Here is a 15,885-nt window from a genome sequence, read left to right as displayed (position 1 = left end):
ATCTTATAATTGTTAGCAAATCTTGTTACGTATATAGCCAGCTTGAGCTTAATACTTAGGTATGAATCTAAACTGAAACAATGAGATGAGCATTTGGGAGATAAGTGTTAAATATTAATGCGAAACAATAATGTTATTTTGAAAGCGCTTTCTGCGTTTCTTTTTTGTTAATTAATTGTTTTGTTTTATGTGTGATTCTGGTTGTTTTGGCTAAATGTAACAAAATATTTGGTAAGTGAGTTAATTGACGACTACAGGTTAAAAGGCAGCTTAATTGTTTGTATTAATTCTACATTACACAAGGAATGTCTATGACCTCAGATCAAACTGCTTTTCAAAATAGTTCAGCTTTTTACTCAAACTCTGTGAATTTTTTCCATTGTATTACCTCATCTCGCATAGTGAGCCATGTGAGTATTTTACTCGTTGGTGGGGCTATCACGCTTGCCTTGTTTGTATTCATGGCCCAGTTGATAAAAAGCGATGATGTTTATGTGGAAGAAGTGCAACCGAGCCCAATCATTGATTATTTTGAGAGGCCAGCAGAGCCGTCAAAGCCGATAAAAAAAATTAGATTGGAAAAGAAATCAATACCGCCCTTAGTTAAACGCGATACGGTTGCGACAACCAGCTCGGATACGAATAATACTTTTGATGACATCTCGCCAGAAATGACGACGCCGATTCAAGAAACGTTTACTCCGGGCTTTAATGAAGGGGACGCAATGCCTGTAGTACAAGTCTCACCTCAGTATCCTATGGATGCTGCTCGTGACGGGAAAGAAGGTTATGTGATAGTGATGTTTGATATCAGTAGCAGTGGGGCGGTTATCAATGCACAAGTTCTGGAGGCTGAACCTAAAAGAACCTTTAACCGTGCAGCTTTGCAGGCGATTAATAATTGGAAGTACAAACCAAAAACGGTCAAAGGTCAGGGCGTGATCCAACGTCATCAGCAAGTAAGATTAGACTTTACGCTCGATAACTTTCAGTAATAGCGCTCAGTAATAGTACTCAGTAATCGCACGTAGCCGTATTGGCGGTTTTATTCGGGTTAACCTAGCTCATTAAGCTGCAGAGTTAGGTTAATCTGCTAAACCACTATTGTCGCTGTGATGGCGGCAGGTGACGACTTATCCAGTCTGACGTAAAGGTAATAAAACTCGCTAATCTTGCTGATTGATGTATCAGTTGTGGATGAACAAGGTAAGTAGAAGAGGCCTGTGTGGGCTCATTGACGAGTAAAGGCATTAAGTTGGCAACTTCAAGTTCTCTATCAACCAAATACTCAGGCACAAAAATGATCCCTTGAGCATCAAGTGCTAACGCTTTTAGCATGTGATTATCATTAATGCTTAAATGACTTTTCACCATCATCGGTTCTTGCCCTATATGCCACAGGCTTTGTTCTTCAGCGGTTAAGCAATGATGTTGTGTCAGCTCTTCAATTGTACTTGGAGCACCGTGTTGTTCAATATAAGCGGGCGCGGCGCAGCATACATACTGGTAAGAAAATAACTTTTTAGCCACCATATTTTGTGGTGGTGTTTTGGTTGCTCTAATAGCTAAATCAAAGTCATTTTGGGTTAAATCGTAGGTGGTGTAACTACTGTCGAGCGTAAACTCAATGAGTGGGTTTTGCTTTTGAAAATCACGGCAAATAGTCAATAGGTAACGTTGGGTAAACTGGCTGGGTGCTGTAATACGAATTCGACCCGCAATACTGTCATTGTCATGGCGTATCTGCCTATCTAACTCCAATAACGATTGTTTTACCTGTCCCATCTTCGCCAATATTAATTCACCTTGGGGAGTGAGTTTTACACTGCGTGTGCTGCGGATCAGCAAAGGTCTGCCAAATTCCTTTTCTAATTGGCGGATCTGTTCCGAAAGATAGCCTCTGGATATGCCTAAAGTCGCCGCTGCTTCTGTAAAGCTGAGCTGTTTTGCGACTTCATTAAATAGAAATAGTCGCTCAAATTTCTTGTGCTCTCGGCTCATTAGCTTAGTCCTTCATAAAATACGTATGATAGTTTTTGTTCTTTAAAGTGAATTGTATTTTGTTATTGGTAGTTATATCAAATAATGATTTTGGAGAATACGGTTCCACTGATGGGGTTAATGTTGAGAATATGCATCATCTTAATACTTAACATCAGTGATTAAACCATGAAGTCTGTCGTTAAACCTTTGGCAAATGTTAGCCCTAATCCTTTACCTCTTAATCAGCACTTACCTCACGCAAGCCCTTTAGTGTATGGCTGTATGGGGTTGGGAGGGGGCTGGAATAAAAATGGCATAAATGCAAAAGACTTAGCGCAGGCACATGATGTGGTGAGTACTGCTTTAGACCAAGGGATAAACTATTTTGACCATGCGGATATTTATACTTTTGGTAAAGCGGAACAAGTATTTGGTCAAGTTTTATCGTCTCGACCTGAGCTAAGAGAGCACATGTTGATTCAAACTAAATGCGGTATTCGATTTGCTGATGATAAGGGGCCTAAACGCTATGATTTATCGGCACAATGGATAGGCCACAGTGTGAATCAAAGTCTGAAACACCTGCAAACTGACTACCTAGATGTACTGGTATTACACCGACCCGATCCGCTAATGGATGCAGAAGATGTTGCCAAAACCTATCATCGACTTCGTGACGAAGGCAAAGTGAGATTTTTAGGTGTCTCGAATATGCAGCACCATCAAATGCGTATGCTGCAACAGCATTTAGATACGCCTTTGGTCGTGAATCAGTTAGAGCTGAGTTTACACAAACAGCATTGGATAGATGAAACCGTTTATGCCGGAAATCAGCTTGGGGCTGATATTAATTTTACCCCTGGCACATTGGAATATTGCCAACAGCAACACATTCAAGTGCAGTCGTGGGGAAGCTTATGCCAAGGACGATACAGCGGCGCAGATCTCAGTGATGAGCCAATGCGGGTTAAACAAACCTACGCATTAGTTTGTCAGCTTGCCGCTGAATACAGTGTCAGTAAAGAGGCCATCATTCTTGCTTGGTTAATGCAGCATCCGGCTCGAGTTCAGCCAGTGGTTGGAACAACCGACTTGCAACGTATTGCAGCATGTCAGCAAGCAGTGGGGTTACAGCTAACTCGAGAACATTGGTATGCCTTATATGTCAGTGCAAAGGGGCATGAACTGCCTTAATTTCAGCACGTTATTGGGCTGATTTGGATTATTCACTAATGGATTAAGAAGGTGTTATGAAACAAATATTTTTCACGAGTTTGGCTTTACTGTTATTGGCCTTCCACATACACGTACACGCTGCGCCTAAGGTAAACGATGCGAAAGCAACGGGCGACAAAGTGTTATATCAGGATTATCTTCATCGTGATATTCGAGATGATATTTTTTATTTTGTTTTACCAGATCGTTTTAACAATGGTAATCAAGCCAATGACAATGGAGCCTTATCTGGTGTATCTCATGGCGGGTTTGATCCCCTTACTGAGCGAGGTTTTCATGGTGGTGATATTAACGGTATTGAACAGAAACTTGCGTATCTTGAATCGCTTGGCATTACAGCAATATGGATGACACCACTGCTAAGAAATAATGCGATTCAAAAAGACGGTATTGCTCACCATGGATACTGGATTGTCGATTTTACTGAAATCGATCCGCACTTTGGTACAAACGATGACCTGAAGCAATTGATTGATGCGGCGCACCGACGTGGCATGAAAGTATTTTTTGACATTATCACTAATCACACTGCAGATATCATTCGTTATAAAGAGTGCCATCAACTTGATGGTCGATTTATTGAAGGGCTAACGCGTTGTGAATATAAGCCAATAAACACAGCAATGAGTGAGCAGTATTCGCCATTTCTATTGGATGATGAAGCCAATATCAAAACACCATCTTGGCTAAATGACCCACAGTATTATCATAATCAAGGCGACAGTAATTTTGAGGGAGAAAGTTCATTAAACGGTGATTTTAATGGTCTAGATGATCTGAATACTTTGCATCCTAAAGTGCTGTCTGGGATGGTTGAGATATACCAAAACCTCATTGCTGAATTTAAACCTGATGGATTCAGAATCGATACCGTGCGTCATGTTGATTTATCATTTTGGCAAACCTTCAGCCCTGCTATTGTTGGGTTTGCCAAGCTGCAGAGGATCCCTCAGTTTCATGTATTCGGTGAAGTCTATGATACCAACCCTGTTAATTTGAGCTTATACACCACAGATGGAAAACTGCCGTCGGTATTGGATTTTGCTTTTCAAGACGTGGCTGCAAAAATCTTTTATCAAGGGCAAAGTCCGCTGCTTGCCAAGCAATTATTTGAGCAAGATGATTTGTATAAAGATGAAGATAGCCAAGCAGATTTACTGATGACTTTTTTAAGTAATCACGACATGGGGCGAGCAGGTTACTTTATCAATGAAGCTGGCATTGCCAGCACAGAAGCAGAAAAATTACAGCGCAGTATTTTATCCCATGCCTTTATGTTTTTATCTCGAGGGATTCCGGTGGTGTATTACGGTGATGAGCAAGGGTTTACTGGCGATGGTAATGATATTGATGCCCGAGAAGACATGTTTGCCTCTCAAGTACCAAGCTATAACGACAATTCGTTATTGGGCACTTTGGCAACAACGGCTGATGACAACTTCGATAAAGCGCATCCTTTGTATAGGGCCATTGCCGCACTGAGTGAGTTACGCAAGACTGAGCGGGTTTTACGCCGTGGTGAGTATCAAGCTCGATTTTATGCTGATAAAGAGAACGCAAGTCATGCCGCTATGTTTGCTTTTTCAAGAATAGATAGCAGCACTGGTGAGGAGTTATTGATGGTATTTAATACTGGTACCAGCTTGGCTTCGGCAACGATTCCTATGCTGGTTACTGAAGTGGATTCACTCCTTAATACGCAGGCTTTAAAAGAAGCGGCAACATCATCAAAGACTGCTATATCAACGAGTCAAGTCAAGGTTAATGGGCATGATATTAAGGTCTCACTCGCTGGTTTAAGTTTTGAGGTGTATCGAGTGACTCATCGCAACGACTAATAGCAATGCAACGACTAATAGCAAGGAGTCAATATAGGCTCAGATTGACGATAAAACCTCACTAAGGAGCTTTCCCCTTTTTACTCCTGACCACTGTAGGCATGAGTTTACAGTGGTTTTTTATTGGATAAGCGTGATGCAACGATTGCGCAGTGATTAATGAAACTAAGTGGGGATTATTGGATAATTCATTAAGCTCAGAAACCAATGAGCTTAATGAATAACAAAGCGTGGTGGGAGATGAACGCCTGTATTGGAAAATGAAATCGTTAGTTAAGAATGCTAGGGATTACGCAAAAAAATCATCCTCACCCATTGCACGTTTGAGTTGTTGTGCTTCGAGGTAGTCTTCAAGACGTCTTTTTACTTCACGTCTGTGTTGTATATCTTCTTTTGCTTTTGGATTAGATGGTTTTTCAAACCCATCTATTTCTGTGTTACTTGGAACAAATTCAATAATTTCAGCCATAAAATATCCTCATTATCGAGTCGAATTTTCTTGGTGTTTCATGGGCCAAATGGCGCTGATGGTATTCAAGAAAACCTGTCGATATCAAACATAGAGACCAAACTACAAGCATTTAGTATTGGTAAAAATAAACACTACATTAGTGTATGCTTAAGCTGGAATTTATCAGGAGTTTCAAAATAAAAATGCGATCCGGATAACAATTTTATTTTAAAGTTTCAAAAGGAGATATTCGTCATATTTTAAGGGGATAAGCGAATTATTTTGCTAACTATCTAGGGCCTGTTGATCTTTCAAGATTATTTTTTTCGAAATAAAACTTAACCAGCAAAGAGCAACAGGCCCTAGTCGCGATATTCATTTATTCAATACAAGATTAAAGTCATTAAGGCACACATGACTAACAGAGGTGGCAAAGGGGCAAGTGAGTCACTTCATCATTCATTATCTGCGTTTTTTAAGCTCTAGACGCAGTAATTCTCATTGTGTGCCACTTATGTCAAAGCTTAAAAGACTGTAAAGCTGCTAGTGATTAGTGTCTTGCTAGGGTTAAATAACCTTATTCAATATTTTTGAATAGCCTATTATTAACCAACACACTTATTTGATTGACTGAAGGGCCTATGAAAAACGAATTGTTTAAAAACATCCTATTTTCAATTGGCGGTATCGTCATGATAGGAAGTACAGCGATGAGCTGTGCTTCTGATGATATTCAAATGCACCATGATGACTATCTCGGCTCAGGGAGTATTACCCAAGGCGCTGCGACTACCGTCGTCAGTAATTTGTTTACGTGTCAAAATGGTCGCAGTCGCGTTGCTGGTATAGGTGAGATTACTGCTGCGCAGGGCACAGTATGGACTGTACCAGGCAGTAATCAATTTAGCAGTGCACCTAAAGCAATGGATTTATATGAACAATGCGCTGGTATTACCCCTAGAAATTTAGCAGAAGTTAATCAAGATGATGTGCCTGTGGTGACAGTTGACCCGCAAGGTGAGGTGATTACGGGGTATATTTTTGCAGATAATTACTTTGAACTTTATATCAATGGCAAATTAATCGCCGTTGATAGCGTGCCATTTACGCCATTTAATTCAAGTATTGTAAAATTCAAGGTCAGTAAACCTTATACCATTGCCGTTAAAGTCATTGATTGGGAAGAAAACCTAGGTTTAGGTTCTGAGAATAATAGAGGTAATGCATACCATGCTGGTGATGGGGGCTTTATTGCCAGCTTTAGTGATGGCACTGTGACAAATCGTGATTGGCAAGCGCAAACTTTTTATACCTCTCCAATTTTAGATTTAAGCTGCTTATCTGAAAAAGACGGCGCGAGATTATCTACTGATTGTGGTGTTACGGATGAGAAAAATGGACAACAAGCGTATGCCGTGCATTGGACGATGGCTGATAATTGGATGAATGAAGATTTTGATTCAAGTACTTGGCCGCAAGCAAGCTTATACTCAGATGATGAAATAGGAGTGAATAATAAAAAAGCCTACATGAATTTTATCGAAAAATTCAGTGGGGCGGGAGCCAGCTTTATTTGGGCTACTAATGTGGTGTTAGATAATGAGGTATTGCTACGGTATACCGTGAACTAATGCGTGGTTGATATGACATTCAGTAAAGTAAAAACAGTGGCTTAAATAATGGCAAAGTGTTGAGGGTGAATCCCAACACTTTGCAAGGTAATAGCTGTTAAATTAGCATGTTAGCCTACCAAAAAAACGTTTGAATGATGTCTTGTTTTGTCACTGGATTGGTTGCTATTTCATGCTCAATTCTATCTTTAAATGGCACTCTAGCTTGAGGTAACATGCCTCGCATTGGCGAGATATTATTACCGTGATCGCCCCAGTAATAGCAGTCAAAATCCGCTAAATTTTCCAGTAAGTACTTCTCTTCTTCCAGCACTTGTAATGGACTTGGCATAACAAATTCACCACGCAGTACTTGCTGTTCGAGTTCAGTCCCTGGCTGAATTGCAATGGCCATTGGCGCAATTTCTTCCGGCTGCATAATGTTTAAAATATCTGTAGTCGCTTTAATGTGCTCTTTTGAGCGATGACGGCCACCTAGTCCAAATATAAATGAAGCCAGCACTTTAATCCCTGCCTCTTTTGCCATCGCCATGCCTTCAATGGCATGTTCAGGTTTCATCGACTTTTTGATGTTATCGAGGACAATAGGATCGCCTGACTCTAAACCTGCGTATGCCATTGTCAAACCCGCAGCCCGCATTTGTTTAAGTTCTGCCACTGTTTTACGGCGAAAATCATTAAAGCCTGCATATAAAGCAATATTTTGAATTTCAGGGAAAGTCTCAGTAATTTTATTGAGAATTGCCAATAAAAATTCGGTTCTTACAGCCATGACATTGCCATCAATCAAAAAGATAGATTCAACGTGAGCGTGGATTTTTCTGGCCTGTTCAATATCACTAAAAATATCTTCTAGTTCACGAATTTTAAATCGTTTATCGCTGAACATATTGCAGAAAGTACATTGGTTGTTACTGCAACCTAATGTGGTCTGAATGAGGATGCTGTCAGCCTCGGGCCATGGACGATAAACTTTGCCTTCATAACGCATAACGTTTCCTTAAGACTGTCGTCTTATTGAGAATACATCACCTAGAAGTGGAGACACTCTAGGTCAATGCTAGATGAAAAGACACCTAGCAATACAATGAGGGCGATCTTAACAGTAGATTTTTAGCTTGATAATCAAGCACTATATTGAATCAGTTTATCGATTTTGTTGATAATCGCTTTGTTGCTAAGTCACAGGACTGTTATGCAACTCAGGGTTTTACCGTGATGAAAAGGCGTTGTGCTTATGCTGAAGATGACAGATTTTATCAAAAGAATGAGTCATTGCAGGGCAATAAAAAAGCTAAAGGCACGGGCCATTAGCTTTTTTAATATTAAGGTTTTTGTAATTGAAGCTGAGCTTAATTATTAGCTTAGCTCTGTAAGAACTCGCTCAAGCACAGCAACCACTTTTGCGGTTTTAGCTACATCAAGTGCATCAGGGTGAGGTGATGCAAATTGGCCTCTGTCATTATCAAAATATTGCCCAGTTGCTTGAGCAAACTCTTCTGATAATGCCGCTCTGGTTAGAATGTCCGCACCAATTGATAAATCTCCGCCAGCCACACCGTATGCTTGTTTAACCATTTTACTGCCTAACATCGAAGCAGGATTGACCGAGACAATCATAGGTCCATGACCTTGAACTGATAAGGCGAGATCTCGTGACCACATTGTCAGAGCCAGTTTACTTTGGGCATAGACAGTACTATCAGATAACTGACTTGGCTGTGCCATGTCGCTTGCTAAAAAAGCGGCTTGTGCAGCTGAAGATAAATTCACAATGCGGCCGCTATTATCCATGATCGGCATTAACAACTTACTAAGCAAATAAGGCGCAAAAGTGTTTACTGCATAGCGTGAATCTAAGCCGTCTGAGGTGATTAACGTCGTAGGGTTATAAACCCCAGCATTGTTAATTAACACATCCAGCTTACTGTGTTTTTCTTTAATGTTTGCTGCTAACTTTTTGACATCACTCATGCTAGATAAATCGGCAACATACGTTTCGATTTGTGCAGCAGAGGAGCTGTTAATAAGCAGCGTTTCCACATCGGCAAGTTTGTTAGGGTTACGTCCATGAAGTAATACTTTATGGCCTTCAGCGAGTAACATTTTTGCTGTTTCTAATCCAATTCCATCTGTTGAACCAGTAACAAGAATGATTTTTTGCATGGTGTATTCCTAATGATATTAATCGCCGCTGGGGCGCTGTCCACTGTTTTGATTCATTAATATTAGCACTTATTGAGTGTTTGATAATGGCACTAAATGCAGAATCACTTTATAGATTCGGTTGATAATAGAGCACTGTAAATAGCAGCAATAGATTGGTTAAAAATTAACTTTATTTAATTTGCACAATCACAAAATTGAGTCCAATGTTGATTTAGAGTTTTTGCTCTATTTGGTTTTATGATTGATACACTTGTCGTTTCAATTAAGTCGTTTCAATTAAGAAAAAAATAGAGTGATGGTTATAAGGTGGATTAACTCCGACGCTAGGATGGCATTCGAGGTTTAAGATGACTTAAGCCTTCATCAGAGAGACGAAAATGTCTCTATAGCGAGGTATCACTATGAAATTATCAATGGTTACAAAACCGAATTTTTCAATGTCGACAACTAAAGCGCAAGGCGGCTTCACTTTAGTCGAATTAGTGGTTGTCATCATTATTCTTGGCATTTTAGCTGTCGTGGCCGCGCCCAAGTTCATTAATTTGCAGGGTGATGCTCGCGTGAGCTCGCTTGCTGGAATGAAAGCGGCGATTCAAAGTGCTAATACATTGGTGTATTCAAAAGCCAGTCTTGCTGGAGTGGAGAAAGATGCAAATGTGACGGATTTAGATATCGGTACAGGTAATGATTTGTACACAGCCTACGGTTATGTGGTTGCTTCTGAACTAGATTTAGATAATTTGCTACAAAATAACTTTAACTCAGCCGTTTCTGAAACCGATCCAACCATGGCTGTTGATAGAGGTGCTGAATGGACAATGTATGAAGGCAATGGGCAAGCGACTATTTGGCAAGTCGGTGCGCCTGCAGAATGTAAGTTAATCTATAAGGAGGCAAAAAGTACAACAGAATTACCAGAGTACATAATAGAAACTGATCCAAACAAGTGTTAAGGAGGCTAAGATTTATAGATTGAAATATAAAGCAGTCTCCTCATGGAGTATATAGTAGAAAGTATGTTTATTCTCGTGTGAGTGAGTGAATAGCTATATACGACAAGGGCTAGCTAAAGTAACAATGACGTACACACTATGTATAATGGTGTGTACGTTTTTTTTGCAACGCAATGTCGGTTGTCGTGCGCTCCATCTTGGTAGGAGTTTACACTACCTGATAAAGCAAAACCTCTAGCTAACTTTTGCCCCATAACAAGCTAGAGCAGGAATGAGGCTATACTAAAGATTCGTAATTTGACTTACTTTTCTTTATGCCTAGAGTTCTGACTATGTGGCCAAATTTACTAATCCACAACACATATACTTATGAAAATACACGGCCATTAAAAGAGAGTATCAGTAGATACTCTCTTCAGATTGATCTTACCTCTCTGAAGGGTGAGTCCAGTCAAAAGCCTTTAATGGGGCATCAACTGGTGTATGAGATAATGCATTGGTGAAATTTGAAATGAGTTTGCAAGCTAAGCCTGTCAACACTTCAAGTGCATGCCGCTCAGTGTATCCTACCGTTAGAAAGTTCTGCAACTTTTCATCACCTATATGACCACGATTATCTAGTAGCTCTTTAGTAAAGACATGCAACGCTTGTAGTTTGACATCAGGTAACTCATTTCCTTCCCGTAGTGCTTCAATAATGCTTTCTGGCATATTAGCTGATTTCATGATCCACGTATGACCAGGAACGCAATAGTGACAGTTGTTTTCAAAGTTTGAGGTCATCAGAACCACTTGAGCTTCGAGTGGACTGAATAGTGTACTTTGCGTGAATAACTCATAAGTCTTCAAATAAGCTTGATAAGTTGCGGGAGCATCTGCTAGCACTTTATGTAAATTTGGAATTAAACCAAGTGATTTTTTAGATTGCTCCATCATTTGCTTTGAAGCTTCTGGTGCTGTTTCAATATTGTGGTAGTTAAACATAATAATTCTCTCGGTTTATTATTTATTAATGGTGAAAGCGTTACGTAAGGCTTGAGTTAATCGTTCTTCGCTTGCTCTTAGTCGATAGTCTTCAGACTGATCTATCCATTGGATGACACCATGTTCATCAATTAAGACCGATGTTGGGATAGACATTGATTTGTATTCAAATGAAGTAGGAAATGGCAGCCCTAATACTGTTTTTGTTTTAGACGAGTCAGCCCCTAAAGCCTTGTGGTGTTCAACGCCGTATTGTTTAACTACTTTGAGTTCTGGGTCTGACAAAAGAAGAAAATCTAAACTATCTCGTTCGATGTGCATTTTTGCTTGTTCTGCCGTATCTCCCGACAACGCAACGACCTTAACGCCATATCGATCTAGGGTCGGTTTCATATCGTTAAACATTTTTAATTCAGCACTACAGTATGGACACCAAGCACCTCGGTAAAACTTGAGTAGAACGCGTTGATTTTTTATGTCATCAGCCGAATAAATCTCGTTGTCATATGTTGTTGATTCGAATTGTGGGAACTTATCTCCAATTACAACTTTAATATCACCTAGAGGAGTATCTTTTTGACTGAATACCCAAATGAATTTACCACCAAGAAATATGGAAAAGCTGGACATTAAGACAACGAAAACAAAGCTCCAATGCATATTTATAATCCCACTGATAATTGCACCTAGCCCCAAAAGGACACCTGCCGCAAGTGCTAGCATAAGGATGATAGGATTTTTGGGAGGCTTGTTCTTTTTTACTTTTAGAAAGTAATGCAAACTTCCAATCACCGTTGAGGCAAATCCAAGTAGTGATAGTGCTATAGCTGAAAACATCGTTTGTTCCTCATTGTTTTGTTTAATTGTACCAGTTAGTACATTTGCAATTAATGTACTAACTAGTACAATAGGTGTCAATAAGAATTTTATGTAGTTGTATAGATAAATGGCAAAGAAAAGACAGTTTGACGAGATAGAAGTGCTTGGAGTTATGGCCAAATATTTTTGGCAGCATGGTTATGCGTCGACTAAGGTGGATCAATTATCGACCGTTACAGGATTAACTAAAACCAGTATTTACAACGCGTTTGGCAACAAAGAAACCGTGTTTAAATGTATAGTAGATTTCTATGTTGAGCATCACATGTCTGTGGTACTCAGGAAACTCGACTCAGATAAATTAATATCAGAGAATCTTCAATATTTATTTGATAGTGAGTTCTTAAATCCAGAGAATGATCTACTCACTTACGGCTGCTTAATTACAAACAGTATTGTTGAATTAAAATCAAACGAACCAGCCCTCTATGAGTATGTTATTAAGAAGTTTGAACAAGGTCGTATTGCAACACTGGCATTTTTTACTCAATATGAGAAAACAGAACGACTTATTGATGGTATAGATGCGGAGCATTTGACCGACTATTTCCTTACGTTTCGTCAAGGACTCAAAGTTCAATCAAGAGGGCAAAGACCACATGAATCTCTCGCTCGATCTATACACGTATTCATGCTTGTATTGAGTACATTTGAAAAATAGATTATGCGTAGGCTATTCTCGAGCTTTAGTTTTGTTGTCGAGTTTTAGATGTCTAATGATTATGAATGCAGCACCGTAGCAACACGATTCTAGTTGAGCCAATTAGTTAATCGAGCAGGTAGACTGCTTTATCCTTATCGCAATACTATTGAATGGTGCCTTTAAATGAAAACAATAAAATATAATGGACGTATTGTTTTTCAAAAACAAGATATACCCAGTTTCAAACGTATGCCGCGCGTATTTGTAGACAGTGAAGCGTGTTTTGCGTTTGTCACAAATGGCGATTTTAACGTCAGGGAACAGACAGAATCTGCTTCATTGAACAAAAACTGCGGAATACTGGCAAAATGCACTAACTACTTTTATGAAAACACTAGCTATCATAATGATGAAGGTGCAGGTGAAGCGATTGGTATCCTTCTCTATCCTGAAATATTTCAGTCACTGTTTAACTTTGATATTAGCCAGTCAAAATACAGGGTCGATTATAATATTTTGCAGGTTGAAGTGGACAAATTGCTAGAGCACTATCGTGATAGCATCAGTATATTGCTGGATTCTCCAGAGTTGGCGGATGATTTGCTTATCGAGAGCAAACTACGTGAATTTGTCATTCTTATGGCGAAAAGAACCGGCGCACCTTCTGAACTCGATTTTCTTGCTTCTATGTTTAAACCTAACTTTGCCAAATTTGAAGATATTATCCAAAGTAATCTGTATGCGGATCTGAGTGTGGATGAGTTGGCAGCACTGTGTCATATGAGTGTTTCTACTTTTAAACGTAAGTTTAAAGAGGTGTATTCAGAACCCCCAATAAAATACATTAGCAAATTAAAAATCAACAAAGCTAAAGTGTTACTGAAAGATAATAGCTTACGTATCTCCGACATCGTTTTTGAAACGGGTTTCGAGTCGGTTTCCACGTTTAACCGTGCCTTTAAAGGACAAACAGGCCTATCCCCTTCTCAATTTCGTTTAACTTGACACCACCGCATTTTAACCTTTCTATTCAGGTTGGCTCGTTTGAACTAATGTGAGCAATTTTTGAACTTTTATGGAGAGCTCTGTACCTCCAAATTCCATATAGTTACCCCATCAACTAAACACAGAGAAAGGTAACGAATTATGGGTATCAGCTTTAAAGAAAAATATGGTGATTGGGCACTTATCACAGGGGCAACATCAGGCATTGGCGCAGAAATGGCAAGCCAGATTGCGGCAAAAGGATTGAACGTTGTTTTGGTCGCTCGTCGAGAAAAAGAGCTTGAAGAGCAAGCTACGTTGCTTACGGAACGCTACGGAATTAAAGCAATGACAGTTTCTGCTGACTTAAGTACGTCAGAAGGCGTCGAAAAAGTTAAGCAAATTGACAAAAGTATTGGGCTACTTGTACTAGCCGCTGGTATTGAAGTTAATGGTTCGTTTGCTAAATCATCTCTAGAGCAAGAGTTGAAGATGATACAGCTTAACGTTACCTCTGTATTGCAACTGACTCACCACTTTACACCAGCGATGATCGAAAGAAAAAGAGGCGGTATTTTAATGGTATCAAGTCTTTCTGGTCATATGGTTTCCCCATATTTTTCAAATTATGCAGGTACCAAAGCCTATGTTCTTCAGCTAGGTGCATCTCTTCATGGCGAACTTAAACCCAAAGGTATTGATGTAACGGTTCTTTCTCCTGGGTTAACAACTACACCGATGACTGCTGATAATGGTGTTGACTGGTCAAAACTACCTATGGTTGCAAAAGATCCTGCGGAAGTAGCAGAAATAGCTATCAATGGTTTGGGTAGAAAAGCAGTTGTGGTTCCAGGTAAACGTAATCGAATGACCGCTATTCTTTCTGGGATCATCTCCCACCAAAAGCAGGCAATAATGGGTGAATCAATGATTGGAAAAGCAATGCCCAAGAACAAAATGTAACCCCCAACAGTTTAAAACTTTAGTGAAAGAAAAAGGGAAAAAGCAATGATTAAAGTATACGTAATATACCCAAATAACGATGATGTGATTTTTGATTTTGATTACTACTGCAACAAACATGTTCCTATGATAGGAGAGCTTCTGGGAGACGCACTAAAAGGGGCGACAGTAGATGCAGGGCTAACAAGTGTTGTTCCTGGTGAAGCAGCGGCATATGTGGCGATTAGTACAATTTCATTTGAATCTATAGAGTCATTTCAAACGGCATTTGGCCCAAATGCAGAGAAGATAAAAGCTGATGTACCGAACTTCACTAATACCGTTCCAACAATTCAGCTTTGTGAGCAAAAAATATAGAACCGCAACTCTCTACGGTGAAAATGAGCAGGATACCGAATAATAAACAATTTGGATTCAGCTTAGTGTTATTTAATGAAATAAAATTGAAGCTAAACGCTTGATAAAAAAGAGTTAAATATGAATAAGAAAATCAAATTGGATATAGTGTCAGATGTGATTTGTCCTTGGTGTATTATCGGTTATAAGCGTTTAAATACCGCGATAAAAGAGCTTGGGATAGAAGATCGCATTGAGATTGAGTGGCAACCTTTTCAGTTAAATCCAGATATGCCGCTTGAAGGTGAAGACCTACGTGCCCACCTTAAAAGGAAGTACGGTACTACATTAGAAGATAGCATTCGTTTCAGAAAAGAGATGACAGAGCTTGGAGAAGACGTTGGGTTTAAATTCGACTACTTTGACGGGCTAAAAGCTGTAAATACCCTTGATGCTCATATTCTTCTGGAGCATGCAAAAAGTGTAGGCAAGCAAACCGAGCTTAAAAACCGGTTATTTGCTTCGTTTTATAGCGAGCAAAAAGATATATCCAGCAAGAGTACCCTCGAGCAAGAGTTGCAAAGTCTTGGTATTAATGTTGACGAAGCAATGCAATGCCTAGATGACGATAATATGCGAAGTCATGTCCAGTCGCTGGAACAGAAATGGAAACAAGCGGGTATATCAGGTGTTCCAACAGTTGTATTCAATCGCGAGAGCGCTATTTCTGGAGCCCAATCAGTGGATACGTATAAGCAAGTATTAACTGAATTAGCTAAAATGTAATTCCTGCATCCCTCTAAAACGGACTTTTGCAATATTTTGGCGGTCTAAA

At 39.6% G+C, this 15,885-nt stretch carries 17 protein-coding genes; 11 read left to right on the top strand and 6 right to left on the bottom strand.

Annotated elements, in window-relative coordinates:
* Positions 1-311 precede the first annotated feature (311 nt).
* Positions 312-995, top strand: a complete 684-nt coding sequence (locus AN944_RS11755) for an energy transducer TonB (RefSeq protein WP_055024809.1) — start codon at positions 312-314, stop codon at positions 993-995.
* 106 nt (positions 996-1,101) lie between these two features.
* Here AN944_RS11755 and AN944_RS11750 read toward each other — a convergent pair whose 3' ends face one another.
* Positions 1,102-2,001 carry a LysR family transcriptional regulator gene (locus AN944_RS11750; RefSeq protein WP_055024808.1) on the bottom strand — a complete coding sequence of 300 codons (900 nt, stop codon included), beginning with the start codon at positions 1,999-2,001 and terminating at the stop codon, positions 1,102-1,104.
* A 168-nt stretch (positions 2,002-2,169) separates the two neighbouring features.
* Here AN944_RS11750 and AN944_RS11745 point away from each other — a divergent pair, with 168 nt between their 5' ends.
* Both AN944_RS11745 and AN944_RS11740 read left to right on the top strand, forming a co-directional pair.
* Complete coding sequence (locus tag AN944_RS11745) at positions 2,170-3,177, top strand: aldo/keto reductase family oxidoreductase (RefSeq protein ID WP_055024807.1); 1,008 nt, start codon at positions 2,170-2,172, stop codon at positions 3,175-3,177.
* Between the two features lie 56 nt (positions 3,178-3,233).
* A complete protein-coding gene (locus AN944_RS11740) occupies positions 3,234-5,057 on the top strand; it encodes an alpha-amylase family glycosyl hydrolase (protein ID WP_082419997.1) in 1,824 nt (607 codons plus the stop codon).
* Between the two features lie 289 nt (positions 5,058-5,346).
* Here the strand turns inward: AN944_RS11740 and AN944_RS11735 are convergent, their stop codons facing one another.
* Entirely contained in the window at positions 5,347-5,526 is a 180-nt protein-coding gene (locus AN944_RS11735; RefSeq protein WP_055024806.1) for a PA3496 family putative envelope integrity protein, read from the bottom strand.
* A gap of 623 nt (positions 5,527-6,149) precedes the next feature.
* Here AN944_RS11735 and AN944_RS11730 point away from each other — a divergent pair.
* The gene (locus tag AN944_RS11730) at positions 6,150-7,139 is read left to right on the top strand and encodes a hypothetical protein (RefSeq protein ID WP_055024805.1); all 990 of its coding nucleotides are present in this window, start codon (positions 6,150-6,152) and stop codon (positions 7,137-7,139) included.
* A gap of 115 nt (positions 7,140-7,254) precedes the next feature.
* Here AN944_RS11730 and AN944_RS11725 read toward each other — a convergent pair whose 3' ends face one another.
* Entirely contained in the window at positions 7,255-8,130 is an 876-nt protein-coding gene (locus AN944_RS11725; protein ID WP_055024804.1) for a radical SAM protein, read from the bottom strand.
* Between the two features lie 146 nt (positions 8,131-8,276).
* On the opposite strand from AN944_RS11725, the gene AN944_RS21635 reads away from it, so the two are divergent.
* A complete protein-coding gene (locus AN944_RS21635; protein WP_160319086.1) occupies positions 8,277-8,453 on the top strand; it encodes a hypothetical protein in 177 nt (58 codons plus the stop codon).
* A gap of 45 nt (positions 8,454-8,498) precedes the next feature.
* On the opposite strand, the gene AN944_RS11720 is transcribed toward AN944_RS21635, so the two are convergent.
* Positions 8,499-9,305 carry an SDR family NAD(P)-dependent oxidoreductase gene (locus AN944_RS11720; RefSeq protein ID WP_055024803.1) on the bottom strand — a complete coding sequence of 269 codons (807 nt, stop codon included), beginning with the start codon at positions 9,303-9,305 and terminating at the stop codon, positions 8,499-8,501.
* 404 nt (positions 9,306-9,709) lie between these two features.
* Here AN944_RS11720 and AN944_RS11715 point away from each other — a divergent pair, with 404 nt between their 5' ends.
* Positions 9,710-10,261, top strand: coding sequence for a prepilin-type N-terminal cleavage/methylation domain-containing protein (locus AN944_RS11715; protein ID WP_327272391.1), 552 nt, complete (start codon positions 9,710-9,712; stop codon positions 10,259-10,261).
* A gap of 426 nt (positions 10,262-10,687) precedes the next feature.
* On the opposite strand, the gene AN944_RS11710 is transcribed toward AN944_RS11715, so the two are convergent.
* Positions 10,688-11,245 carry a carboxymuconolactone decarboxylase family protein gene (locus tag AN944_RS11710; protein ID WP_055024802.1) on the bottom strand — a complete coding sequence of 186 codons (558 nt, stop codon included), beginning with the start codon at positions 11,243-11,245 and terminating at the stop codon, positions 10,688-10,690.
* An 18-nt stretch (positions 11,246-11,263) separates the two neighbouring features.
* A complete protein-coding gene (locus AN944_RS11705; RefSeq protein ID WP_055024801.1) occupies positions 11,264-12,082 on the bottom strand; it encodes a peroxiredoxin family protein in 819 nt (272 codons plus the stop codon).
* A gap of 109 nt (positions 12,083-12,191) precedes the next feature.
* Here AN944_RS11705 and AN944_RS11700 point away from each other — a divergent pair, with 109 nt between their 5' ends.
* From AN944_RS11700 to AN944_RS11680, 5 genes are all read left to right on the top strand, one after another.
* Positions 12,192-12,785 (top strand): TetR/AcrR family transcriptional regulator, encoded by a 594-nt coding sequence (locus tag AN944_RS11700; RefSeq protein WP_055024800.1) that lies wholly within the window; start codon positions 12,192-12,194, stop codon positions 12,783-12,785.
* Between the two features lie 165 nt (positions 12,786-12,950).
* A complete protein-coding gene (locus tag AN944_RS11695) occupies positions 12,951-13,772 on the top strand; it encodes an AraC family transcriptional regulator (protein ID WP_198589623.1) in 822 nt (273 codons plus the stop codon).
* A 141-nt stretch (positions 13,773-13,913) separates the two neighbouring features.
* A complete protein-coding gene (locus AN944_RS11690; RefSeq protein WP_055024799.1) occupies positions 13,914-14,714 on the top strand; it encodes an SDR family oxidoreductase in 801 nt (266 codons plus the stop codon).
* Between the two features lie 45 nt (positions 14,715-14,759).
* Entirely contained in the window at positions 14,760-15,071 is a 312-nt protein-coding gene (locus AN944_RS11685; protein ID WP_055024798.1) for an EthD family reductase, read from the top strand.
* A 120-nt stretch (positions 15,072-15,191) separates the two neighbouring features.
* The gene (locus AN944_RS11680; RefSeq protein ID WP_055024797.1) at positions 15,192-15,836 is read left to right on the top strand and encodes a DsbA family oxidoreductase; all 645 of its coding nucleotides are present in this window, start codon (positions 15,192-15,194) and stop codon (positions 15,834-15,836) included.
* The last annotated feature ends 49 nt before the right edge of the window (positions 15,837-15,885 follow it).

The sequence above is a fragment of the Shewanella sp. P1-14-1 genome (assembly GCF_001401775.1).
GTDB lineage: Bacteria > Pseudomonadota > Gammaproteobacteria > Enterobacterales > Shewanellaceae > Shewanella > Shewanella japonica.
This window is presented reverse-complemented; position numbering and strand designations above follow the sequence as displayed.

Bases quoted from the DNA above. Each gene is read 5' to 3' on its own strand.
- AN944_RS11755 (WP_055024809.1), top strand. From the start codon at position 312: ATGACCTCAGATCAAACTGCTTTTCAAAATAGTTCAGCTTTTTACTCA.
- AN944_RS11750 (WP_055024808.1), bottom strand. From the start codon at position 2,001: ATGAGCCGAGAGCACAAGAAATTTGAGCGACTATTTCTATTTAATGAA.
- AN944_RS11745 (WP_055024807.1), top strand. From the start codon at position 2,170: ATGAAGTCTGTCGTTAAACCTTTGGCAAATGTTAGCCCTAATCCTTTA.
- AN944_RS11740 (WP_082419997.1), top strand. From the start codon at position 3,234: ATGAAACAAATATTTTTCACGAGTTTGGCTTTACTGTTATTGGCCTTC.
- AN944_RS11735 (WP_055024806.1), bottom strand. From the start codon at position 5,526: ATGGCTGAAATTATTGAATTTGTTCCAAGTAACACAGAAATAGATGGG.
- AN944_RS11730 (WP_055024805.1), top strand. From the start codon at position 6,150: ATGAAAAACGAATTGTTTAAAAACATCCTATTTTCAATTGGCGGTATC.
- AN944_RS11725 (WP_055024804.1), bottom strand. From the start codon at position 8,130: ATGCGTTATGAAGGCAAAGTTTATCGTCCATGGCCCGAGGCTGACAGC.
- AN944_RS11720 (WP_055024803.1), bottom strand. From the start codon at position 9,305: ATGCAAAAAATCATTCTTGTTACTGGTTCAACAGATGGAATTGGATTA.
- AN944_RS11715 (WP_327272391.1), top strand. From the start codon at position 9,710: ATGAAATTATCAATGGTTACAAAACCGAATTTTTCAATGTCGACAACT.
- AN944_RS11710 (WP_055024802.1), bottom strand. From the start codon at position 11,245: ATGTTTAACTACCACAATATTGAAACAGCACCAGAAGCTTCAAAGCAA.
- AN944_RS11705 (WP_055024801.1), bottom strand. From the start codon at position 12,082: ATGTTTTCAGCTATAGCACTATCACTACTTGGATTTGCCTCAACGGTG.
- AN944_RS11700 (WP_055024800.1), top strand. From the start codon at position 12,192: ATGGCAAAGAAAAGACAGTTTGACGAGATAGAAGTGCTTGGAGTTATG.
- AN944_RS11695 (WP_198589623.1), top strand. From the start codon at position 12,951: ATGAAAACAATAAAATATAATGGACGTATTGTTTTTCAAAAACAAGAT.
- AN944_RS11690 (WP_055024799.1), top strand. From the start codon at position 13,914: ATGGGTATCAGCTTTAAAGAAAAATATGGTGATTGGGCACTTATCACA.
- AN944_RS11685 (WP_055024798.1), top strand. From the start codon at position 14,760: ATGATTAAAGTATACGTAATATACCCAAATAACGATGATGTGATTTTT.
- AN944_RS11680 (WP_055024797.1), top strand. From the start codon at position 15,192: ATGAATAAGAAAATCAAATTGGATATAGTGTCAGATGTGATTTGTCCT.